This is a genomic window from Citrobacter sp. 21OH12SH02A-Citro, assembly GCF_027919895.1.
In the GTDB taxonomy this organism is placed as follows: domain Bacteria; phylum Pseudomonadota; class Gammaproteobacteria; order Enterobacterales; family Enterobacteriaceae; genus Citrobacter; species Citrobacter braakii.
Genome location: NZ_CP114801.1, coordinates 4,680,221 through 4,701,246 on the forward strand (window position 1 = coordinate 4,680,221; position 21,026 = coordinate 4,701,246).

Consider the following 21,026-nt stretch of genomic DNA (forward strand, 5'->3'; position numbering starts at 1 on the left):
CCATTTTTATTGGCGCTAAATATGACTGAACAACAAAAAATTAGCCGCTCACAAGCCTGGCTGGAAAGTTTACGACCTAAGACCTTACCGCTCGCCTTCGCGGCGATCATCGTCGGTACGGCATTAGCATGGTGGCAAGGATACTTCGATCCGCTGGTTGCTCTGTTGGCATTGATTACAGCAGGACTGCTGCAAATTCTGTCCAACCTCGCTAACGACTATGGCGATGCCGTCAAAGGCAGCGACAAGCCCGACCGCATTGGACCACTGCGCGGTATGCAAAAAGGGGTTATCACCCAACAGCAGATGAAGCGTGCGCTGATCGTTACCGTGGTGTTGATCTGTCTGTCGGGTCTGGCCCTGGTTGCTGTGGCCTGTCACACGCTGGCGGATTTTGTCGGTTTCCTGGTACTTGGTGGCCTGTCGATTATCGCGGCGATCACCTACACCGTGGGTAATCGCCCTTACGGATATATCGGTCTGGGCGATATTTCCGTGCTGGTATTCTTTGGCTGGCTTAGCGTGATGGGAAGCTGGTATCTGCAGGCGCATACGCTGATTCCGGCGCTGATTCTGCCTGCCACCGCCTGTGGCCTGCTGGCAACTGCCGTGCTCAACGTCAACAACCTGCGCGATATCAACAGCGACAGAGAGAACGGCAAGAACACGCTGGTAGTACGTTTAGGTGCCGTCAATGCCCGCCGCTACCATGCCTGCCTGCTGATGGGTACGCTGGTCTGCCTGGCGCTGTTTAACCTGTTTTCGCTACAAAGTCTGTGGGGATGGCTGTTTATCCTTGCCGCTCCGCTGCTTTTCAAACAGGCGCGTTACGTGATGCGCGAAATGGATCCTGCGGCAATGCGTCCGATGCTGGAACGCACCGTAAAAGCGGCGCTATTAACTAACTTGCTGTTTGTCGTTGGAATTTTCTTAAGTCAGTGGTCTCTTTAACTGACAAATATCAATTAACAATTTCAATTTTTAGAATCGCATAACGCCTCGCAACCCTTACAAATAGAGGGGCGCGAGGTTTTTCCATGTTTTTTATATTTTCCGGGGATACCTCGGGGATACCAACGAACGGTAAACACCGTAATCTATAAGTACTAAAATCAGCGTTTCCCAGCTTACTTAACCGATCACGGGGTCTGAAGCCCAACCGTACGAGAGCTTACGCTAAGTGCATTTTTTAATGCAGGTTGGGCGAGTAAAGAAAATGAGGGTTTTATTTACTTTTGCCATTAATGCCAGTATCCGTGCGGTTTCCGGCATTAACGGTCTTAATAAACCCAGTAATCAAATCAACGTAAACCTGACCGACAACGCCACGAATTTGTAGATTTAAATTCATAAGGTTACGTTTTTAGCGTCCGATCTCGTACGGTTGCCCCCCAAACCAGGGGGCTTAACGCTAGAAGCGGCGTAGCCGCAGTTTTTGACAATTTCGGATATTCCCCGCATTTTTTAACAGGAAAAAATTTACTTTAAGGCGTATTAAGGTGTTTTTACCAATGGATGATGTCTTCAATGATAAGGGAAATGAACGATATAGACCGGGGCGGGTTACGGCTGTTAACGCTTGGTGAGATTAACCTGGCCCGTACCCTCTACGCTTTCACCATCCGCTATAACGAAGTCTGGATCCACCGCAGCAGCTATCTACCTTTCAACCTCCAAAAGAACAACTACGCCATGACGCCCAACGGCGAGTTGTATTTTCAGGAAGGTACTTATGAGCCTGACTTTTCACAGCCGCATGTTAATAACGATCGCGTTAGTGGGCAGCATCTTTTTTTACATGAAATGATGCACGTCTGGCAGCATCAGCGCGGGATGATGGTAAGGATGCGGGGCCTGTTCTCTTGGGCAGTTGATTACTATTACACGTTGGATAAGGCCATACTCTTGGATTACGGCTTAGAGCAGCAGGCTGCAATGGTGGCTGATTATTGGCTGCTTAAAACGTATGGATTCGGCAACCGCTCTGATTTGTATCTCCTCAAGGATTACGATCCATCTGAACCTGTCCTTAGCCTCATATCCCGCTATGAGAAAGTGTTAGGGAGGTTTCCGCATTGAAACACTACTTTCTCATTCCTGCCTTTTTTGCGCTGACTGGGTGTGGCGCTGGCGATAGCGTTCCCCCATGGCGTAGTTTCCCCATTATAAATAATTCGCTTTGCTTCTCTGTCAATAAATCGGACGTTCTGAGCCGATACGGCGTTTATTCTGAGCAGGGGAATGAATACAAGACATTGGCGGAAAATTCGCATGTAGCTCTCTCCTATCCTGAAACGTGCTTAAAAATACCGATAACGCCGGGCTATATCTATGCGGCTTCATACACGTTGAACGGAAAGAATTACCGTTACAACTTTTTCATCGACAGAAACGGGCAAATATTAAGCACAAAATAAGGAAATCTATAAATGTCATTACCAGCTTATATGTATATTTATGATGAAAATGGACAGCTGATCAAAGGCAGTTGCATGGCGCAGGGCCGTGAGGGTGCAATTGAAATCATGAACAGCAGTTACGGTGTGTACCAAAACACATGCCGCAACACTGGTAAGCTGATGGGTTCGCGCGAACACAACGCTTTTACCCGGCACAAAGAGATTGATAAGACCTCGCCATATTTTGCGGTTGCAGTCTGCCAAAGTAAGCGGCTGCAAAAGGCAGTAATCCACTATTACGACATCAACGAGGCGGGTGTCGAATACGAGATTTACCGAATTACGCTTAACAACATCGTAATCATGTCCGTCAATGCTGCTCATGCTTATATGCCGGGTTCCCACACTCCGGGCATGATGGAAAATATAGCCATCACCTACTCAGGCATTGAGTGGTTTTATATCGAAGGGAATATCAAATACGACGATGACTGGAGCCGCCCGGTTGGTTACAACCAGCAGCAGAGGTAAATCGAATTGGCAGGCAGATCTGCTGAAAATAAAGAACACTTAGCAGACAACCTGCAATACACGTCGCTATTCCCGAACACGCTTACTTGCAATACGAGCGTACTTGGTCATCAATTCAACGTAAATCAAACCAATAATGCAACAACTTTATAGCCTGCTATAGCCCATTGTCTTACGGTATCAAGGGCCTTGAGCCAGCGGCCTAAATCATTATTTCTGATTTTAGTTGTTCTCCGTGTATTTCCATTCCAAAGCATTTTTGTACTTAAAATGGTTGTGGGCGGATCCGGTAACAATCTCCCGCCATCTTTATCACGGTAGCTATCATATGCATAGCGATAGACAGCACGCAGAACACGTGCCCATAAATCAGCCTGGGCTTTACTGCCTTTTTCTTCACGCCTGAACGGGCCACCAAACCATATGCCATGCCCGGTAATGATCTAGTGTCTCGTTTCCACCATTTCACACGTGATAGATGAAAGTTGAAGAACCATCCAGTCACCAGAATAATTATTGATGGTGTCTTCATATTTTTCGCTGGTCGTTTTTTTATACGCCCGGTAGCCAACCGGGATTTGATGTACTCATCCAAAGCATCAGACAGCGTTACCGCCCATTTTTTCTCTTCACGCCGCCGTTCGTTCGGGTTACGCCGTGTGATAGCTACTTCACTTAAGGCGTTATATACCCGCTCTCTGGCCTGCTCAATAGTCATATCCGGGAACTTGCCCAACGTCACACGGTAAAATTTTACGTCGCGCTTTCGGGACACACAAAAACTTTTGCTGCCACTAGACGTAACGCGCAGCCGCAACTCATTAACGACACTATCAGCATATTCAAGGCGTTTGCCGGCATCAGGAACGGGGAGTTCCTGATGCACGGCTTTGGTGAATCTGATCGTTCTCATAGGGCTTTCTTTTATGCTCCAGCAATCTTCCGGAGATACCTCGGGGATACTTTACAGAGGGAAATACGGGTAATTTCAGGTCATTATCGGCTGTTTTCAAAATCAGTAATCACCTGTTTTTCAATGAAAAATACGAATAGTTATTGATCTGGACACTAATTAACAATTGATGATTTTGCCAACAGTACACATAGCGCGATATACTGAAAATTCTCGCAGCAACTGAACGTTAAGCCTATGAAATACGATACATCCGAGCTTTGTGACATCTATCAGGAAGATGTCAACGTCGTGGAACCGCTGTTCTCTAACTTTGGAGGACGGTCGTCGTTTGGCGGACAAATCATCACGGTAAAATGTTTCGAGGACAACGGGTTGCTGTACGATCTGCTCGAACAAAATGGCCGTGGTCGCATTCTGCTGGTCGATGGTGGCGGTTCTGTCCGTCGTGCGCTGGTCGATGCCGAACTGGCACGACTGGCCGTACAGAATGAATGGGAAGGTCTGGTCATCTACGGCTCAGTCCGCCAGGTAGACGATCTGGAAGAACTGGATATCGGCATTCAGGCGATTGCCGCAATTCCGGTAGGTGCTTCAGGAGAAGGTATTGGGGAAAGCGATGTGCGCGTCAACTTTGGCGGCGTGACATTCTTCTCCGGCGACCACCTGTACGCCGACAACACCGGGATAATCCTCTCCGAAGACCCGCTCGATATCGAGTAAGTGAAAAAGGCCATCAGTAAGTTTGATGGCCTTTTATTTTCTTCATTCATCCAATTTATAGTGAATGACCCTAACATCATAATTCCCAGCTCTTGCTTCAACAACGACACTCATCATCTCGCGACTTGCAGGATAAGATTCAACGTATACGTTTAATTTTTCTTCTGCTCTGTGAATATCATTCTTAGGTATCCCCGTAAAAACTATTTCACTGCGTTGAAGATGGCTAATCTCATCTGTATGGCTTACAAAAAACCAGTCGCTGGATACACTTGGAACCTGTTTAATCAATTTCGGCGTTAATAATTGATAAATTAATAAATCATGCTGCGTATAGCATTTTTTTGTAAAGACACTCACCATGAAATAACAATAAAGCAGCGCAAAAAAAAGCATAGATACAATAATAACACCTAATCGTCGAAACGTCATATACGGCGTTCCCGAACATAATTTGGATTCACAACTGGTTTTATTACATCCATAAATAAGTGTAAGGCCAAAAATCCTGTAAGGATTCGAAACGATGTGACGTACTCAAGAATATAGACAAAGCAATACCTTGCAGAATTCGCTCCTGCAATCCTCGTCGCACCATGAATCTACGATATATACCAGTATTAATATTTAGACCGTGAATGCTTTTAGACATACTTTGATGGTAATTTACTTCATAAAATTCACTATCACCACCACGAGGTCTTGTCATTTCAAACCATAATTTTTCAGCGCCTGCCGGATTAGCGTGGCCTAAATCAATCCACCCTAGATTATCTGTATAGATAAGACCATATCTAATATCTCTGGTGATAAATCGATCCGAATTATCAATAATATCGTTTCTTTTTGTCATATCGTATTCTTTGAAATTTGAGAATTACGATATCCTAAAGTCTACATAGTAAAAAGGCATCCATTATGGATGCCTTTTTAAAGAAATCAGAATTAGACTTCTTCCATACGCCCCAACAGGGCATGCAGACGATCCTGCCAGCCGTTCTGCTGTTCTTTCAGGTTGTTGTTCTCACGCTCCAGCTCTTCACGCTGCTGCTGTGCAGACTGAACTTCCTGCGACAGTGAGTTGTTCTTTTCTTTCAGCTCTTCGATTTCCATCTGCAACAGCGTGATGGTATCAATCGCCTGCTGTACTTTTGCTTCCAGTTTCTCAAACACTTCTAATGACATCGTCATACCTCTCCTGAATTGCAAGGCGTTGATGGATAAAAATCCTCGTCCCGATAACCGGCGACGCCTTAATAAAAACGAGCGCACTCTACTTAACACCGATTGTATGAAGCCGCGTCATCCCTGTCCAGCGGCATCCCGCGCAGATTGCGGTTTGCAACACTTTTCGTCTTTCTCCTGGTGACATTACTATCATAACTCTTAAGTGTTAACGAATTGATCATTGAAATGATTCAGCTCACACTATTTTTGTATAACAAATACCGCGAAATGGTGCGATAACGCTCATTTTGTTGATGGAGTACACACATTTCAATTTCGATATTTCTCGTTTTTGAGCGTTAACGATAAATTAACAGTGTGCCTACCGGCTCCGGGGATGTCAGTGACCTTCTCGCATACAATAAACATTAAACTCTCTTCAGGATCCGATTATGAGTCAAACATCAACCTTAAAAGGCCAGTGCATTGCTGAATTCCTCGGTACCGGGTTGTTGATTTTCTTCGGTGTGGGATGTGTCGCTGCACTCAAAGTTGCTGGGGCTACTTTTGGTCAGTGGGAAATCAGTATCATCTGGGGTCTGGGGGTAGCGATGGCTATCTATCTGACCGCAGGCGTTTCTGGTGCACACCTGAATCCAGCGGTAACCATCGCACTCTGGCTGTTCGCCTGTTTTGATAAACGCAAAGTTGCTCCTTTTATTATTTCGCAAATTGCCGGCGCCTTTTGCGCAGCGGCACTGGTTTACGGGCTTTATTACAATCTTTTCATCGATTTCGAACAAACTAACCATATCGTGCGCGGCAGTACCGAGAGCCTGGGTCTGGCAGGTACTTTCTCGACCTATCCGAACCCGCATATCAATTTTGTGCAGGCCTTCGCGGTTGAAATGGTCATTACCGCTATTCTAATGGGGCTGATTCTGGCTCTGACCGACGATGGTAACGGTGTACCTCGTGGTCCGCTGGCACCACTGCTGATCGGCTTGTTGATCGCCGTTATTGGTGCTTCCATGGGTCCGCTGACAGGTTTTGCGATGAACCCGGCACGTGACTTCGGACCGAAACTCTTCGCCTGGATGGCCGGATGGGGTGAGATTGCCTTCACGGGTGGTCGTGATATCCCTTACTTCCTGGTCCCGGTGTTTGGCCCGATTACCGGCGCGATTTTAGGCGCATGGGCATATCGCAAACTGATTGGTCGCCATTTACCGTGCGATGTCTGCGCGATTGAAGAGAAAGACGTTGCGACCAACACTCAACAAAAAGCTTCGCAGTAATGTGACTACGGGACAAATAATCATGACTGAAAAAAAATATATCGTTGCGCTCGACCAGGGCACCACCAGCTCCCGCGCGGTCGTAATGGACCACGATGCGAATATCGTTAGCGTTTCACAGCGCGAATTCGAGCAAATCTACCCGAAAGCAGGTTGGGTAGAACATGACCCAATGGAAATTTGGGCGACCCAAAGCTCCACGCTGGTAGAAGTTCTGGCGAAATCCGATATCAGTTCCGATGAAATTGCAGCGATCGGTATTACCAACCAGCGTGAAACCACCATCGTCTGGGAGCGTGAGACCGGTAAACCTATCTATAACGCAATTGTGTGGCAGTGTCGTCGTACCGCGGATATCTGCGAAAAGCTCAAGCGCGACGGTATGGAAGAGTACATCCGTAATAACACGGGTCTGGTAATTGACCCGTACTTTTCCGGCACTAAAGTGAAGTGGATCCTCGACCACGTAGAAGGCTCACGTGAGCGCGCTCGTCGCGGCGAACTGCTGTTCGGTACGGTAGACACCTGGCTTATCTGGAAAATGACGCAGGGACGCGTACACGTAACGGATTACACCAACGCCTCTCGTACCATGCTGTTCAACATCCACTCCCTGGACTGGGATGACACGATGCTGGATGCGCTGGATATTCCGCGTGCAATGCTGCCAGAAGTGCGTCGTTCTTCTGAAGTGTACGGCCAGACCAACATCGGTGGTAAAGGCGGCATTCGTATTCCTATCTCCGGTATTGCCGGTGACCAGCAGGCCGCTCTGTTTGGCCAGCTGTGCGTGAAGGAAGGGATGGCGAAAAACACTTACGGTACCGGCTGCTTCATGCTGATGAACACTGGCGAGAAAGCCGTTAAGTCCGAAAATGGACTACTGACCACCATCGCCTGTGGACCGACCGGGGAAGTGAACTACGCGCTGGAAGGTGCGGTATTTATGGCTGGCGCATCCATCCAGTGGCTGCGCGATGAAATGAAACTCATCAGCGATGCATTCGACTCTGAATATTTCGCCACCAAAGTGAAAGACACCAACGGCGTATACGTCGTTCCGGCATTCACAGGCCTTGGCGCACCGTACTGGGACCCGTATGCACGCGGAGCCATCTTCGGCCTGACCCGTGGCGTAAACTCCAACCACATCATCCGCGCAACGCTTGAGTCTATCGCTTACCAGACCCGCGACGTACTGGAAGCGATGCAGGCTGACTCCGGTATTCGCCTGCACGCCCTGCGCGTTGATGGCGGTGCGGTCGCCAACAACTTCCTGATGCAGTTCCAGTCCGATATTCTCGGCACGCGCGTTGAGCGCCCGGAAGTCCGCGAAGTCACCGCATTGGGTGCTGCGTACCTTGCCGGTCTGGCAGTAGGTTTCTGGCAGAATCTGGATGAACTGCAGGAGAAAGCGGTCATCGAGCGTGAATTCCGCCCGGGCATCGAAACCACCGAGCGTAATTTCCGTTACAGCGGCTGGAAAAAAGCGGTCAAACGCGCCATGGCGTGGGAAGATCACGACGAGTAATTCGTCATTGCCGGATGGCGACGTTACCTTGTCCGGCAATATCTTCGTGCGGGGGCAACCCCGCACACACATCAATAATCTAGTCCCCTCCCCTGTGCTACACTTCGCGCCATTCCTTTCAGCTACGAGTTTGCAATGAGACGAGAACTTGCCATTGAATTTTCACGCGTGACCGAAGCGGCCGCGCTGGCTGGCTATAAATGGCTGGGCCGCGGCGATAAAAATACCGCTGATGGCGCGGCGGTGAACGCCATGCGTATTATGCTCAACCAGGTCAACATCGACGGCACCATCGTGATTGGCGAGGGTGAGATTGATGAAGCGCCGATGCTGTTTATCGGCGAGAAAGTCGGAACCGGCCACGGTGATGCGGTCGACATCGCCGTCGATCCTATCGAAGGCACGCGTATGACGGCAATGGGCCAGGCGAATGCGCTGGCGGTGCTGGCTGTAGGAGATAAAGGCTGTTTCCTGAACGCGCCAGACATGTACATGGAAAAGCTGATTGTCGGCCCTGGCGCAAAAGGGTCCATCGACCTGAACCTGTCACTGGAAACCAACCTACGAAACATTGCAGCCGCGCTGAACAAACCACTGAGTGACCTGACCGTCACCATCCTGGCAAAACCACGCCATGACGAGGTTATTGCAGAGATGGCGAAACTGGGCGTGCGCGTCTTCGCCATTCCTGACGGCGACGTTGCGGCCTCGATTCTGACCTGTATGCCTGACAGCGAAGTTGACGTGCTGTACGGTATTGGCGGCGCACCGGAAGGCGTGGTTTCCGCGGCCGTCATCCGCGCGCTGGACGGCGACATGCAGGGCCGACTGTTGGCGCGCCATGACGTCAAAGGCGACAGCGAAGAGAACCGTCGTATTGGCGAACAGGAACTGGCCCGCTGCACCGCGATGGGCATTGAAGCGGGCAAAGCGCTGCGTCTGGATGAAATGGCGCGCAGCGACAACGTCATTTTCTCCGCTACCGGCATCACCAAAGGCGATCTGCTGGAAGGGATTAGCCGTAAAGGCAATATCGCAACCACCGAAACGCTGTTGATCCGCGGCAAATCACGCACGATCCGCCGCATTCAGTCGATTCACTACCTCGATCGCAAAGATCCCGATGTGCAGGCGCACATCCTGTAATTGATTTGATCAATAGAGCCTTCCAGCCCATCCGGGCTGGAAATCTTTCGTCCAACGAACGAAGATAAGGCAATCAAAGCAGACAGGAGAAAACCATGGCAGATTGGGTAACAGGCAAAGTCACAAAGGTGCAGAACTGGACCGATGCCCTGTTTAGTTTGACCGTGCGAGCTCCGGTTCTTCCTTTCACTGCAGGTCAGTTCACCAAGCTTGGCCTTGAGATCGACGGTGAGCGCGTCCAGCGCGCCTATTCCTACGTGAATGCGCCCGATAACCCCGACTTAGAATTTTATCTGGTGACAGTTCCCGACGGCAAACTCAGCCCTCAACTGGCGGCGCTAAAGCCTGGCGATGAAGTTCAGGTGGTGAGTGAGGCCGCTGGATTCTTCGTGCTGGATGAAGTCCCTGATTGCGAAACGCTATGGATGCTGGCAACCGGCACGGCTATCGGCCCGTATTTGTCGATTCTGCAACTAGGCAAAGATCTGGGTCGCTTTAAAAATCTGGTGCTGGTCCACGCCGCACGCTATGCCGCCGATTTGAGCTACCTGCCATTGATGCAGGCGCTGGAAAAGCGCTACGAAGGTAAATTACGCATCCAGACGGTTGTTAGCCGTGAGACAGCAGTAGATTCGCTGACCGGGCGTGTACCGGCGCTGATTGAAAGCGGTGAACTGGAAAAGGCGGTAGGGCTGCCAATGGATAAAGAAACCAGCCATGTGATGCTGTGCGGAAATCCACAAATGGTACGCGACACGCAGCAACTGCTGAAAGAGACCCGGCAGATGACCAAACACCTGCGCCGTCGACCGGGCCATATGACTGCTGAACACTACTGGTGAGGGTTGCCGGGAGGCGCTTGCGCTTCTCCGGTCGACAACTACTGGCGCTCGGCTTTGTACTTTACGTCCTGCGTATCCTTACCATATTTATTTTCGTCCTGGGTGCCAACGAACGCGCCCAGATCGATGAGCATGCCGACCAGAATGAGCGTCGGAACAAAGCGACCAACCGCCCATTGCCAGACGCCGGGTAACATCGTCCAATTTCCGGCCAGCAGCATCCACGCCAAAATCATCAGCAGCGCCCACGCTCCAGAACGTCCCCGATCGTGCAGGCGTTTTACCGTCACTGCCGCCGTCGGCCATAGCAGACAAACCAGACAAAATGCCGCAGTCTGAATATCGAGTAATTGCTTGCTCGCCAGCGAGAACAAAACCAGCATTCCGACGATCCACAGACCTATCCAAATCCAGAAATCACGGCGCCCGATGCGCCCTTTAAATGAGAATAACCACTGCTGTATGGTCATGTAAGTTCCTTTATTATTACCTTCCAGAACAGTTTACCCTTTTGACAAGCCCGACAGTTACCGTTTTAATCGTGAGCAGTCATAACGAAAGGTACGATTGATGAAGCAAGGATTTACACTGTTTTTATTATTGTTTTCAGCCTTCACCGCGAGCGTTGCGGCACGGGCGGAAGAGCCATCGACGGCAACCACGGCCCCCTATTTACTGGCGGGTGCGCCGACCTTTGACCTGTCGATTAGCCAGTTTCGCGAAAACTTTAATACGCAGAATCCGAAGCTTATCCTGAATGAGTTCCGCGCCATCGACAGCAGCCGCGATCGAGCAAACCTCACCCGCGCGGCCAGTAAAATCAATGAAAACCTGTATGCGTCCTCCGCCCTTGAGCGCGGCACGCTAAAAATCAAAAGTATGCAGATAACCTGGTTGCCGATTCAGGGACCAGAACAAAAGGCGGCCAAAGCGAAAGCGCTGGAATACATGACCGCCGTCATTCGTACCGTCGCGCCGCTACTGACGAAAGAGCAGAGCCAGAAAAAGCTGCAAAAACTGCTCGCTGCCGGCAAAGGTAAACACTATTACGCCGAAACAGAAGGCGCAATTCGCTATGTTGTGGCAGATAACGGTGAAAAAGGGCTGACCTTCGCTGTTGAACCGATTAAGCTGGCACTATCAGAAAGTCTTGAGAAGGCGAATTGATGACAAAAAGCAAAGCCTTTCCGCAGACGAATCTCTATACTGTTTCACAGACCATGCTGCCCTGACGGGCGGCCATATTCCTTAATTCGCTGACAAGCGTGGAGAAATGAAATGCGACATCCTTTAGTGATGGGTAACTGGAAACTGAACGGCAGCCGCCACATGGTAAACGAACTGGTTGCTAATCTGCGTAAAGAACTGGCTGGCGTTGCTGGCTGTGCAGTAGCAATCGCTCCGCCGGAAATGTATATCGACCTGGCGAAACACGCCGCTGCCGGTAGCCACATTATCCTGGGCGCGCAGAACGTTGACCTGAACCTGTCTGGCGCATTTACCGGTGAAACAAGTGCTGAAATGCTGAAAGATATCGGCGCGCAGTACATCATTATCGGTCACTCTGAGCGTCGTACTTACCACAAAGAGTCTGACGAGCTGATCGCTAAAAAATTCGCCGTGCTGAAAGAACAAGGTCTGACTCCGGTTCTGTGCATCGGTGAAACCGAAGCAGAAAACGAAGCGGGCAAAACTGAAGAAGTCTGTGCACGTCAGATCGACGCCGTTCTGAAAACTCAGGGCGCGGCAGCATTCGAAGGCGTCGTTATCGCTTACGAACCAGTATGGGCTATCGGTACCGGTAAATCTGCAACTCCTGCTCAGGCTCAGGCTGTTCACAAATTCATTCGTGACCACATTGCTAAAGCTGACGCGAAAATCGCTGAACAAGTTATCATCCAGTACGGCGGTTCCGTAAACGCAGCTAACGCAGCAGAACTGTTCGCTCAGCCGGACATCGATGGCGCGCTGGTTGGCGGTGCTTCTCTGAAAGCAGATGCCTTCGCGGTCATCGTTAAAGCAGCAGAAGCGGCTAAACAGGCGTAATGCTGTTGAGGCGGGTAGCGCTTCGCTGACCCGTCCTCCAAGACTGTAGGCCCGGTAAGCGTTAGCGCTACCGGGCTTTTTTTTACAACTTACCCAACACGCTAAACCACAGATAATCCAGCGGCAGAAGAAGCAGATATGTTGCCGTCGCCAGCGCGATACACAGCAGCATCCCCGCCCTCGCAGGCACTTTCCCAAGCGCCATCGCCACCACAATCGGCGAAGCCTGATACGGCAGTAGCGGTGTGGAATACCCCAATACCTGAATCATAATTACCGACAGCAGCGGGAACCCAGTCGCATCGGCAAAACTTTGCGCCAGAGTGGTATACAGCGCCGGAACGCCGTTCGCCGTCATAATAAAATTGAGTGCGGTGGTAATGCCGGTCAGCGCGAGAAAGCTGGTAAATGGTTTTTCCGCATCCAGCGGCATCACCTGTAACAGCGCCTCGCCCACTGCATTGCCAATGCCGGTCTGGGTAACGGTAATTGTCAACCCCAGAATCCCCGCCACGTAAATGCAGGTCCTGATATTTACCCCGGAGGAAAACTCGTCGCCATTGATAAAACCAACCCGTGGTAGCAGCGTGATAACCGCCGCCGCCAGCCCGGTCCACGCAGGCCCTATACCGTGCCAGCTTTCACTTACCCACAGCAGCAGCACCACTGCTAGCATCCAGGCCAGGCGTTTTTCATCCCGGCTCATTGGTTCCGCTGGCGTGAGATCGCGCGGTGCGTGGGGCTTGCCAGGGAACAGCCAGCAGATAAGCATGATGAGCACCGCGCCTTTAAGCCAGCCCAGAACCGGCGTATGCAGCAGCAAATAGGGAAGATAATTGAGGTGGATGCCGTAAGAGCCTTCCGCCGCGCCGCTCATTACCAGATTGGGCACGTTAGCGGGTAAAATGGTCGCGGAAAGCTGGAACGTCCCAAACCCGACGGCCAGCGCCAGACCATACCAGGCGCGCGTACCCTCGTTAATTCCGGCACGCTTCGCCATTGCGGCAACAATCGGCATCAGCAGCGCAATACGCCCCATATTGGACGGCATCACAAACGCCAGCGCGTAACTGAGCAGCACCACGCTCGCCACCATTAACGGCCAGGAATCGGTCAATCGCGATGACAGCGCTCTCGCCGCCCTGTCCGCCAGCCCCGTTTTGCGAATCGCGATACCCAGCACAAAACCACTAAAGACCAGCCAGAATGCCGAAGACGCAAATCCGCCAAAGATCACATCCGCAGGGGCGATTTTGGCGACCATTGCTACGGCAAAGAACAGCAGCGCCGTTATAAACTCCGGCAGTAGCGACGTAGCCCAGAGCAGGATGGTAATGCCAATCACCAGAGAGGGGATAAACAGAGGGTGTGTAAGCCAGAGCGACATGCCTGTCTCCTGTTGTTTTTTTCAACAAGAATACGGGGACAGACATGCGGAGTAAATGCCAGATTAGGTGGGGTTAACGCAGAATATCACATTGATGATCCTGAATTTCCTCAGCGGAGGCGAGATTGAGCGACAACAGATTGCGCTGGGTCGCCAGCAGGACAAAGGACTCATCGCTCTGACGCACCATCGCCAGCGCATAGCTGCCCATGTGCTCACGCGCATCCGGCACCTCTTCTGCCAGCATCATAAACGGGCTGCGTTGCGCCAATTCATTTTCCGTGACGCGACGCGCCAGATATTCATGACCGCGCAGCCCATCCGGTAATGGCAGCCAACGAGTGCTGATTTTCGCCAGATTGTCATCCAGCTGTTTTCTGACATCGGTTCGCAGGCAGGAGATATGAATATGCAGATGATTTTGCGTACGCCCGCTACGCGAGTTAATGGTCAGCGATACCGCTTTGTCAGGGATTTCCTGACCGTATTTTTGGCTCATAAAGCTGCGCGCCTGCCAGGCCAGCCAGAAAAAGTTCGGCGTACCTGATTTCAGCAGCAGCGGGCTTTCCGTTCCGTTGATGCGCCAGGTCGGCATCAACAGGTATTGCAGTGGGCCGTTACGATCTTTGAACACCACATATCCGGCATCCGGCTTCACTTCGGCGCACGGCGTGGGATCCTGCTGCTGCAACTGGTGCGGCAGGCATTGCTGAAGAACAATCTGGCGTAATGCGTCCGGGTTACCGGTGAATTTCCAGTACCCGATACCTGCAGCAGCGGCGACTACAATCACCGCCAGTAAAAGATAGCCTGCTTTTTTCATTACGCGTTCCCTGTATCTCATTGAAGGGCAAGAGTAACGCAAAACCATGACAAATAAAAAACCCGGTCGCGTTATGCCACCGGGTCGGTAAATCACAGACTTATTTAGCGCTTGCTGATCTGGTCAAACGTACCACCGTTAGAGAAGTGCTCTTTCTGCGCTTTCGTCCAGCCGCCAAACTCTTCGTCGATGGTGAACAGTTTCAGCTTCGGAAATGCATTTTCGTATTTCTTCGCAACGTCTGCATCACGCGGACGATAGTAGTTTTTCGCTGCAATTTCCTGACCTTCCGGTGAGTAGAGATATTTCAGGTAGGCTTCCGCCACCGTTTTGGTGTCTTTCTTTTCCACGACTTTGTCGACCACGGAAACGGTCGGTTCCGCGAGGATAGATTCACTCGGCGTCACTATCTCGAATTTGTCTTTGCCCAGCTCGTTTGTCGCCAGCAGGGCTTCGTTTTCCCAGGCGATCAGCACATCACCGATACCGCGCTCAACGAAGGTATTGGTTGAGCCACGCGCACCGGAGTCCAGCACTTCAACATTCTTATACAGGGCCTTCACGAAGTCTTGTGCCTTGGCCTGATCGTTGTTGTTGTGGTGCAAGGCGTAGCCCCATGCCGCCAGATAGTTCCAGCGTGCGCCGCCTGAGCTTTTCGGGTTTGGTGTAATGACCGACACGCCTGGTTTGATCAGATCGTTCCAGTCATGAATTTGTTTGGGGTTGCCTTTGCGGACCAGGAAAACGATGGTGGAGGTGTATGGCGCGGAGTTATCCGGCAGACGCTTAATCCAGTTTTTATCGATACGACCACGTTCAGCAATGGCATCCACGTCGTAAGCCAGCGCCAGCGTCACGACATCGGCTTCAATACCGTTAATGACGGAGGTCGCTTGTTTACCCGAACCGCCATGCGACTGGCGGATCACGACGTTGTCGCCCGTTTCCTGCTTCCAGTGCGCGCTAAAGGCCTTATTGTACTGCTCGTACAGTTCACGCGTTGGATCGTACGATACGTTAAGTAACTGAATATCCTTTGCCAGAAGGCTGGTCGATGCCAGCAATAATGTTAACCCTACGCCCCATTTGTTCATCGCCCAGCTCTCTTATGTGGTGTTGTGATGAGCAAAGCGTGCCAGAAAGGTATCCAAACATTAAAGAATAAAAAAAGATTTGCTATAACTTGGGGGAATAAATGCGGGGAATTGTGCCGAATGGTGGTTAGCGGCTCATCAGGCCTACAAGTCTTTGCAACCTGTAGGCCTGATGCGCTTAGCGCCATCAGGCGCGGAAAAAACAATCAGTACAGTTTTTTCGCGCAGTCCAGCCAGTCACCTTTGAACGGACGCTTCATGTTTTCAATCGCGTCGATGATGTCGTGGTGAACCAGTTGCTCGTTCTGAATACCTACACAGCGACCGCCGTGACCGGCCAACAGCAGTTCAATGGCATATGCGCCCATACGGGACGCCAGGATACGGTCGTAAGGCACCGGAGAACCACCACGCTGGATGTGACCCAGTACGGTTGAGCGCGTTTCACGACCCGTTTCTTTCTCGATGTAATGCGCCAGTTCGTCAACGTCACACATGTGCTCAGTGATCGCCACAATCGCGTGTTTTTTACCTTTCGCGATGCCTGCTTTGATTTCAGCAACCAAATCGTCACGGCTGAATTCCACTTCCGGAACCACCACGAACTCACAGCCACCAGCAATGGCAGCCGCCAGAGTCAGATCGCCACAGTAGCGGCCCATCACTTCAACGATGGAAATACGCTGGTGAGAAGAAGAGGTATCCCGCAGACGGTCAATCGCTTCGACTACGGTACCCAGAGCGGTGAAATAACCGATGGTGTAGTCGGTGCCTTTGATATCGTTGTCGATAGTGCCCGGCAGACCGATGCATGGGAAGCCCATTTCAGTCAGGCGTTTTGCCCCCATGTATGAACCATCACCACCGATAACAACCAGTGCGTCAATGCCACGCTTTTTCAGGTTTTCGATAGCCACGGCACGCACGTTTTCGTCGCGGAATTCCGGGAAGCGGGCAGAACCGAGGAATGTACCGCCACGGTTGATCATGTCGGACACGCTGTAGCGGTCAAGTTGAACCATACGGTCTTCATACAAACCCAGGTAGCCATCATGGATCCCCATGACTTCCAGCCCTTCCGTCAACGCTGCACGTACAACACCACGGATTGCTGCGTTCATGCCCGGCGCATCACCGCCGCTTGTCAACACACCGATTTTCTTAATCATGACTACCTCTGAACTTTGGAATGCAAAATGAAATCTGCTGCCGGAAGTCGATTCCGCATATCGAAACGATCCAACGAATATGCAGATAGTATAACAATCACTTCCTGCTGAATTGATTCAGGTCAGGCCAAATGGTGGTAATTTATACACAAAATGCTGGCCCGGTTCACTTTTTTTACAACGAATTATAAAAGCTCAAACATCTTGCCTTCCTTGGGTACGACCGAACAGGGATCCTGATGAATGATGACATCCGATCCCGGGAAACGCCGTAAAATTGCCTGCTCTACCTGTTCAGCCACTAAATGCGCCTGAACGAGCGGCAGATTATCTTCCATTTCCAAATGAATCTGAATAAAGCGGGTCGGCCCTGACTGCCGCGTGCGAAGATCGTGAGCGCCGCTGACTCCAGGCCATGACGTCACAATATCAATAATTTCCTGACGTTCTTCATCGGGTAACGCGCGATCCAGCAAAGACTGTACCGCCTCATAACCCATGCGTAATGCACTATATAAAATATAGATGCCAATCCCGAGCGCAAACAAGGCATCTGCGCGATGCCAGCCGTACCATGCCAGCCCAAGCGCCACGAGAATTGCACCGTTCATCATAACATCAGACTGATAATGAAGCATATCCGCCCTAACGGCCTGACTTTGCGTGCGCTTCACCACCCAGCGCTGAAACGAGACCAGAATGATTGTACACACTAACGCAATGATGGTGACAACCACCCCGACGCCAGGATCTTTCATTGGCGTGGGTTGGATGAGATGCTGAATCCCGGTCAGGAATAAAAACAGCGCCGAACCGGAAATAAACATGCTTTGCGCCAGCGCCGCTAGCGATTCCGCTTTTCCGTGTCCGAACGTATGTTCATCATCGGCCGGTTGCAAAGAATAGCGCACCACCAACAGGTTGGTTAACGACGCGGCGATGTCCACCAAAGAATCCACCAGCGCTGCCAGAATACTGACCGATCCGGTGTACCACCACGCAAAAATTTTGATCAAAAGTAACAGCGATGCCATCACGGTCGCCGCGATTGCCGCCCGGCTAACCAGCCGCCCATAGGTTTGATTCATAAACACTCCTGCCAGGATATGCCGCTAGTATAACGGATGAAGTAAAACAGTCAGGCAATAACCGAGTGACAAATTTTGGGCAAAAAAAACCCCCACATCATGTGGGGGAAGACAGGGATGGTGTCTATGGCAAGGAAAACAGGGTTACTACTGGGAACGTGAGTTGCTACTACTCAATAAATTCAACGATGAGCTTTTTTTCCAGTGCGCTACGTCGCGCAGTTGCTCCATTCGTTGTTCATGTCTCTCATTTAAAACCGCTTGCTGCTCGGGCGTTAACAGGCGATACATCTGGTTGCGAACCTTGGCTATTTCAACCTGGCGGGCAACCTGTTCTTGCGCCATTCTTTCTGCCTGAGCGCGCACAGCGCGTTCATCAAATTTCTCTGCGGTGACAAGGCGATGCATTGTCTCCATTTCGCTAACATTAACAGGAGGCTGTTCGTGTCTTGCCTGCTGCATTAAATCTCGCATCTGTTGACGTTGATGTTCGGTTAAACTGATACCGTCGAACATGTGGCTCTGAACGCTACGTTGCGCGGAGCCTTCACCCAGGTGCCAGTGATCGCCTGTGACGACTTCAGCTGCATGGCTTAAAGTACTCAGTGCCAGCGTTGAGGCCATGACGGCAGCGGTAACTTTGCCCATCACTTGCTCCCAAAATCTTTTCTGTCGCGATTCAACGAGAGACAGTTTACGATTCGGGCTGCAAACATGCGTCAGGGGGTGTAAAACAACGTAAAGTCATAGATTAGCGACGCCTGATGACGTAATTTCTGCCTCGGAGGTACGTAAACAATGAATAAAATCCTGTTAGTTGATGATGACCGAGAGCTGACTTCCCTGTTAAAGGAGTTGCTCGAAATGGAAGGTTTCGATGTGCTGGTTGCCTATGATGGGGAACAGGCGCTTGAGCTTCTGGATGACAGCATCGATTTACTTTTGCTCGACGTCATGATGCCGAAGAAAAATGGCATTGATACGCTGAAAGCACTTCGTCAGACACACCAGACACCCGTAATCATGCTGACCGCTCGCGGCAGCGAATTGGATCGCGTACTTGGCCTTGAGCTGGGCGCGGACGACTATTTACCCAAACCGTTTAACGACCGTGAACTGGTCGCGCGCATCCGCGCTATTTTGCGTCGCTCACACTGGAGCGAACAGCAGCAGAACAGCGACAACGGTTCGCCGACTCTGGAAGTGGATGCGTTAAGCCTTAATCCGGGTCGCCAGGAAGCCAGCTTTGACGGGCAAACCCTGGAATTAACCGGCACCGAATTCACCCTGCTCTATTTGCTGGCACAGCATCTCGGTCAGGTGGTTTCGCGTGAACACCTGAGCCAGGAAGTGCTGGGCAAACGCCTGACGCCTTTTGATCGCGCGATCGACATGCATATCTCGAACCTGCGTCGTAAGCTGCCAGAACGTAAAGACGGACACCCGTGGTTTAAAACCCTGCGCGGTCGCGGCTACCTGATGGTCTCCGCTTCATGATAGGGAGCTTAACCGCGCGCATCTTTGCCATCTTCTGGTTGACGCTGGCACTGGTGTTGATGTTGGTACTGATGTTACCCAAGCTTGATTCACGCCAGATGACCGAGCTACTGGACAGCGAGCAGCGCCAGGGGTTGATGATTGAGCAACACGTTGAAGCTGAACTGGCGAACGATCCACCCAACGATTTGATGTGGTGGCGTCGCTTGTTTCGGGCGATAGACAAGTGGGCGCCGCCAGGACAGCGGTTATTGCTTGTTACGACGGAAGGACGCGTGATCGGCGCAGAACGCAACGAAATGCAGATCATTCGTAACTTTATTGGTCAGGCCGATAACGCCGACCATCCGCAAAAGAAAAAATACGGTCGCGTTGAGATGGTCGGGCCTTTCTCCGTCAGAGACGGCGAAGATAACTACCAGCTGTATCTCATTCGACCTGCCAGCAGCTCACAATCTGACTTTATCAATCTGTTGTTCGACCGACCGCTGTTGTTGCTGATTGTCACCATGTTAGTCAGCTCTCCGCTATTGCTCTGGCTTGCCTGGAGTCTGGCGAAACCGGCGCGTAAGTTGAAAAACGCGGCGGATGAAGTGGCCCAGGGCAACCTGCGTCAGCATCCGGAACTGGAAGCCGGTCCGCAGGAATTTCTGGCGGCGGGCGCCAGCTTTAACCAGATGGTGACGGCGCTGGAGCGAATGATGACCTCGCAGCAACGCCTGCTGTCGGACATCTCTCACGAGTTGAGAACGCCGTTGACGCGTCTGCAGTTGGGCACCGCGCTGCTGCGCCGTCGTAGCGGTGAAAGCAAAGAGCTGGAGCGTATTGAAACAGAAGCACATCGGCTGGACAGCATGATCAACGACCTGCTGGTGATGTCACGTAATCAGCAGAAAAACGCGCTGGTCAGTGAAACGGTGAAAGCCAATCAGCTGTGGGGCGAAGTGCTGGATAACGCCGCCTTTGAAGCCGAGCAGATGGGTAAATCACTCACGGTGAATTTCCCGCCGGGCCCGTGGCCGCTGTACGGCAACCCAAATGCGCTGGAAAGCGCGCTGGAAAACATTGTGCGCAACGCCCTGCGTTATTCACACACGCAGATTGAAGTTGGCTTCGCGGTGGATATCGATGGGATTACCATCACCGTCGACGACGATGGCCCGGGCGTTAGCCCTGAAGACCGAGAACAGATTTTCCGTCCGTTCTATCGTACCGATGAGGCGCGCGATCGCGAGTCTGGCGGAACAGGTCTGGGTCTGGCGATTGTTGAAACCGCAATCCAACAGCATCGTGGCTGGGTGAAGGCCGAAGACAGCCCGCTGGGTGGTTTGCGGCTGGTAATTTGGTTGCCGCTGTATAAACGCGCTTAACA

The 21,026-nt window shown here is 51.3% G+C and carries 24 protein-coding genes; 13 read left to right on the forward strand and 11 right to left on the reverse strand.

All coding sequences use genetic code 11. The features are described 5' to 3' along the window. Nucleotides 1-21: 21 nt before the first annotated feature. The 4 genes from menA (at nucleotide 22) to O6D90_RS22495 (ending at nucleotide 2,930) form a co-directional block, all read left to right on the forward strand. A complete protein-coding gene (gene menA, locus O6D90_RS22485; RefSeq protein ID WP_016157915.1) occupies nucleotides 22-951 on the forward strand; it encodes a 1,4-dihydroxy-2-naphthoate polyprenyltransferase in 930 nt (309 codons plus the stop codon). 576 nt (nucleotides 952-1,527) lie between these two features. Next, nucleotides 1,528-2,079 (forward strand): hypothetical protein, encoded by a 552-nt coding sequence (locus O6D90_RS22490; protein WP_016157913.1) that lies wholly within the window; start codon nucleotides 1,528-1,530, stop codon nucleotides 2,077-2,079. Beyond that, nucleotides 2,076-2,417, forward strand: a complete 342-nt coding sequence (locus O6D90_RS26260; RefSeq protein ID WP_336298143.1) for a putative T6SS immunity periplasmic lipoprotein — start codon at nucleotides 2,076-2,078, stop codon at nucleotides 2,415-2,417. Before O6D90_RS22490 ends, O6D90_RS26260 begins: the two co-directional genes overlap by 4 nt. 12 nt (nucleotides 2,418-2,429) lie before the next feature. After that, nucleotides 2,430-2,930 (forward strand): Hcp family type VI secretion system effector, encoded by a 501-nt coding sequence (locus tag O6D90_RS22495; RefSeq protein ID WP_016157911.1) that lies wholly within the window; start codon nucleotides 2,430-2,432, stop codon nucleotides 2,928-2,930. Nucleotides 2,931-3,195: 265 nt separating this feature from the next. Here the strand turns inward: O6D90_RS22495 and O6D90_RS22500 are convergent, their stop codons facing one another. Then, nucleotides 3,196-3,843: an Arm DNA-binding domain-containing protein gene (locus tag O6D90_RS22500; protein WP_016157910.1), complete on the reverse strand. Its 648-nt coding sequence runs from the start codon at nucleotides 3,841-3,843 to the stop codon at nucleotides 3,196-3,198. Nucleotides 3,844-4,080: 237 nt separating this feature from the next. On the opposite strand from O6D90_RS22500, the gene rraA reads away from it, so the two are divergent. Then, a complete protein-coding gene (gene rraA / locus O6D90_RS22505; RefSeq protein ID WP_008787034.1) occupies nucleotides 4,081-4,566 on the forward strand; it encodes a ribonuclease E activity regulator RraA in 486 nt (161 codons plus the stop codon). A gap of 42 nt (nucleotides 4,567-4,608) precedes the next feature. On the opposite strand, the gene O6D90_RS22510 is transcribed toward rraA, so the two are convergent. The 3 genes from O6D90_RS22510 to zapB all read right to left on the reverse strand — a co-directional run bounded on the left by O6D90_RS22510 (nucleotide 4,609) and on the right by zapB (nucleotide 5,757). Further along, nucleotides 4,609-4,998, reverse strand: a complete 390-nt coding sequence (locus tag O6D90_RS22510) for a hypothetical protein (protein ID WP_016157909.1) — start codon at nucleotides 4,996-4,998, stop codon at nucleotides 4,609-4,611. A 43-nt stretch (nucleotides 4,999-5,041) separates the two neighbouring features. Further along, nucleotides 5,042-5,419 (reverse strand): hypothetical protein, encoded by a 378-nt coding sequence (locus O6D90_RS22515; protein WP_223307973.1) that lies wholly within the window; start codon nucleotides 5,417-5,419, stop codon nucleotides 5,042-5,044. A gap of 92 nt (nucleotides 5,420-5,511) precedes the next feature. Further along, complete coding sequence (gene zapB, locus O6D90_RS22520) at nucleotides 5,512-5,757, reverse strand: septal ring assembly protein ZapB (RefSeq protein ID WP_019077914.1); 246 nt, start codon at nucleotides 5,755-5,757, stop codon at nucleotides 5,512-5,514. Between the two features lie 428 nt (nucleotides 5,758-6,185). On the opposite strand from zapB, the gene O6D90_RS22525 reads away from it, so the two are divergent. The 4 genes from O6D90_RS22525 (at nucleotide 6,186) to fpr (ending at nucleotide 10,550) form a co-directional block, all read left to right on the forward strand. Next, nucleotides 6,186-7,031 (forward strand): MIP/aquaporin family protein, encoded by an 846-nt coding sequence (locus O6D90_RS22525; protein ID WP_016155255.1) that lies wholly within the window; start codon nucleotides 6,186-6,188, stop codon nucleotides 7,029-7,031. Nucleotides 7,032-7,053: 22 nt separating this feature from the next. Next, nucleotides 7,054-8,562: a glycerol kinase GlpK gene (gene glpK, locus O6D90_RS22530; protein WP_016157908.1), complete on the forward strand. Its 1,509-nt coding sequence runs from the start codon at nucleotides 7,054-7,056 to the stop codon at nucleotides 8,560-8,562. Between the two features lie 135 nt (nucleotides 8,563-8,697). Beyond that, entirely contained in the window at nucleotides 8,698-9,708 is a 1,011-nt protein-coding gene (gene glpX / locus O6D90_RS22535) for a class II fructose-bisphosphatase (RefSeq protein ID WP_016155253.1), read from the forward strand. 95 nt (nucleotides 9,709-9,803) lie between these two features. Then, entirely contained in the window at nucleotides 9,804-10,550 is a 747-nt protein-coding gene (gene fpr, locus O6D90_RS22540) for a ferredoxin--NADP(+) reductase (protein WP_016157907.1), read from the forward strand. Between the two features lie 38 nt (nucleotides 10,551-10,588). On the opposite strand, the gene O6D90_RS22545 is transcribed toward fpr, so the two are convergent. Beyond that, nucleotides 10,589-11,020: a DUF805 domain-containing protein gene (locus O6D90_RS22545; protein ID WP_016155251.1), complete on the reverse strand. Its 432-nt coding sequence runs from the start codon at nucleotides 11,018-11,020 to the stop codon at nucleotides 10,589-10,591. 100 nt (nucleotides 11,021-11,120) lie between these two features. Here O6D90_RS22545 and O6D90_RS22550 point away from each other — a divergent pair, with 100 nt between their 5' ends. Both O6D90_RS22550 and tpiA read left to right on the forward strand, forming a co-directional pair. Next, complete coding sequence (locus tag O6D90_RS22550) at nucleotides 11,121-11,717, forward strand: YiiQ family protein (protein ID WP_016155250.1); 597 nt, start codon at nucleotides 11,121-11,123, stop codon at nucleotides 11,715-11,717. Between the two features lie 111 nt (nucleotides 11,718-11,828). Continuing rightward, nucleotides 11,829-12,596: a triose-phosphate isomerase gene (gene tpiA, locus O6D90_RS22555; RefSeq protein ID WP_003028783.1), complete on the forward strand. Its 768-nt coding sequence runs from the start codon at nucleotides 11,829-11,831 to the stop codon at nucleotides 12,594-12,596. 82 nt (nucleotides 12,597-12,678) lie between these two features. On the opposite strand, the gene O6D90_RS22560 is transcribed toward tpiA, so the two are convergent. The 6 genes from O6D90_RS22560 to cpxP all read right to left on the reverse strand — a co-directional run bounded on the left by O6D90_RS22560 (nucleotide 12,679) and on the right by cpxP (nucleotide 18,805). Further along, nucleotides 12,679-13,983, reverse strand: coding sequence for an SLC13 family permease (locus tag O6D90_RS22560; RefSeq protein ID WP_271143229.1), 1,305 nt, complete (start codon nucleotides 13,981-13,983; stop codon nucleotides 12,679-12,681). A gap of 73 nt (nucleotides 13,984-14,056) precedes the next feature. Then, on the reverse strand, nucleotides 14,057-14,806 hold the full coding sequence (locus tag O6D90_RS22565; protein WP_016157905.1) for a CDP-diacylglycerol diphosphatase: 750 nt from the start codon (nucleotides 14,804-14,806) through the stop codon (nucleotides 14,057-14,059). 104 nt (nucleotides 14,807-14,910) lie between these two features. Then, nucleotides 14,911-15,900 (reverse strand): sulfate/thiosulfate ABC transporter substrate-binding protein Sbp, encoded by a 990-nt coding sequence (gene sbp, locus O6D90_RS22570; protein WP_016157904.1) that lies wholly within the window; start codon nucleotides 15,898-15,900, stop codon nucleotides 14,911-14,913. A gap of 206 nt (nucleotides 15,901-16,106) precedes the next feature. Continuing rightward, nucleotides 16,107-17,069, reverse strand: a complete 963-nt coding sequence (pfkA, locus tag O6D90_RS22575; RefSeq protein ID WP_003028778.1) for a 6-phosphofructokinase — start codon at nucleotides 17,067-17,069, stop codon at nucleotides 16,107-16,109. Nucleotides 17,070-17,254: 185 nt separating this feature from the next. Beyond that, nucleotides 17,255-18,157: a CDF family cation-efflux transporter FieF gene (fieF, locus tag O6D90_RS22580; RefSeq protein WP_016155246.1), complete on the reverse strand. Its 903-nt coding sequence runs from the start codon at nucleotides 18,155-18,157 to the stop codon at nucleotides 17,255-17,257. Between the two features lie 147 nt (nucleotides 18,158-18,304). Continuing rightward, nucleotides 18,305-18,805 carry a cell-envelope stress modulator CpxP gene (gene cpxP / locus O6D90_RS22585; RefSeq protein WP_016155211.1) on the reverse strand — a complete coding sequence of 167 codons (501 nt, stop codon included), beginning with the start codon at nucleotides 18,803-18,805 and terminating at the stop codon, nucleotides 18,305-18,307. Nucleotides 18,806-18,955: 150 nt separating this feature from the next. Here cpxP and cpxR point away from each other — a divergent pair, with 150 nt between their 5' ends. Together cpxR and cpxA are read left to right on the forward strand one after the other, a co-directional pair. Continuing rightward, complete coding sequence (cpxR, locus tag O6D90_RS22590; protein ID WP_006686193.1) at nucleotides 18,956-19,654, forward strand: envelope stress response regulator transcription factor CpxR; 699 nt, start codon at nucleotides 18,956-18,958, stop codon at nucleotides 19,652-19,654. Then, nucleotides 19,651-21,024, forward strand: coding sequence for an envelope stress sensor histidine kinase CpxA (cpxA, locus tag O6D90_RS22595; protein ID WP_016155210.1), 1,374 nt, complete (start codon nucleotides 19,651-19,653; stop codon nucleotides 21,022-21,024). Before cpxR ends, cpxA begins: the two co-directional genes overlap by 4 nt. Nucleotides 21,025-21,026: the final 2 nt, after the last annotated feature.

Coding starts and splice junctions, on each gene's coding strand:
- menA (WP_016157915.1), top strand. CDS start 22: ATGACTGAACAACAAAAAATTAGCCGCTCACAAGCCTGGCTGGAAAGT.
- O6D90_RS22490 (WP_016157913.1), top strand. CDS start 1,528: ATGATAAGGGAAATGAACGATATAGACCGGGGCGGGTTACGGCTGTTA.
- O6D90_RS22495 (WP_016157911.1), top strand. CDS start 2,430: ATGTCATTACCAGCTTATATGTATATTTATGATGAAAATGGACAGCTG.
- O6D90_RS22500 (WP_016157910.1), bottom strand. CDS start 3,843: ATGAGAACGATCAGATTCACCAAAGCCGTGCATCAGGAACTCCCCGTT.
- rraA (WP_008787034.1), top strand. CDS start 4,081: ATGAAATACGATACATCCGAGCTTTGTGACATCTATCAGGAAGATGTC.
- O6D90_RS22510 (WP_016157909.1), bottom strand. CDS start 4,998: ATGACGTTTCGACGATTAGGTGTTATTATTGTATCTATGCTTTTTTTT.
- O6D90_RS22515 (WP_223307973.1), bottom strand. CDS start 5,419: ATGACAAAAAGAAACGATATTATTGATAATTCGGATCGATTTATCACC.
- zapB (WP_019077914.1), bottom strand. CDS start 5,757: ATGACGATGTCATTAGAAGTGTTTGAGAAACTGGAAGCAAAAGTACAG.
- O6D90_RS22525 (WP_016155255.1), top strand. CDS start 6,186: ATGAGTCAAACATCAACCTTAAAAGGCCAGTGCATTGCTGAATTCCTC.
- glpK (WP_016157908.1), top strand. CDS start 7,054: ATGACTGAAAAAAAATATATCGTTGCGCTCGACCAGGGCACCACCAGC.
- glpX (WP_016155253.1), top strand. CDS start 8,698: ATGAGACGAGAACTTGCCATTGAATTTTCACGCGTGACCGAAGCGGCC.
- fpr (WP_016157907.1), top strand. CDS start 9,804: ATGGCAGATTGGGTAACAGGCAAAGTCACAAAGGTGCAGAACTGGACC.
- O6D90_RS22545 (WP_016155251.1), bottom strand. CDS start 11,020: ATGACCATACAGCAGTGGTTATTCTCATTTAAAGGGCGCATCGGGCGC.
- O6D90_RS22550 (WP_016155250.1), top strand. CDS start 11,121: ATGAAGCAAGGATTTACACTGTTTTTATTATTGTTTTCAGCCTTCACC.
- tpiA (WP_003028783.1), top strand. CDS start 11,829: ATGCGACATCCTTTAGTGATGGGTAACTGGAAACTGAACGGCAGCCGC.
- O6D90_RS22560 (WP_271143229.1), bottom strand. CDS start 13,983: ATGTCGCTCTGGCTTACACACCCTCTGTTTATCCCCTCTCTGGTGATT.
- O6D90_RS22565 (WP_016157905.1), bottom strand. CDS start 14,806: ATGAAAAAAGCAGGCTATCTTTTACTGGCGGTGATTGTAGTCGCCGCT.
- sbp (WP_016157904.1), bottom strand. CDS start 15,900: ATGAACAAATGGGGCGTAGGGTTAACATTATTGCTGGCATCGACCAGC.
- pfkA (WP_003028778.1), bottom strand. CDS start 17,069: ATGATTAAGAAAATCGGTGTGTTGACAAGCGGCGGTGATGCGCCGGGC.
- fieF (WP_016155246.1), bottom strand. CDS start 18,157: ATGAATCAAACCTATGGGCGGCTGGTTAGCCGGGCGGCAATCGCGGCG.
- cpxP (WP_016155211.1), bottom strand. CDS start 18,805: ATGGGCAAAGTTACCGCTGCCGTCATGGCCTCAACGCTGGCACTGAGT.
- cpxR (WP_006686193.1), top strand. CDS start 18,956: ATGAATAAAATCCTGTTAGTTGATGATGACCGAGAGCTGACTTCCCTG.
- cpxA (WP_016155210.1), top strand. CDS start 19,651: ATGATAGGGAGCTTAACCGCGCGCATCTTTGCCATCTTCTGGTTGACG.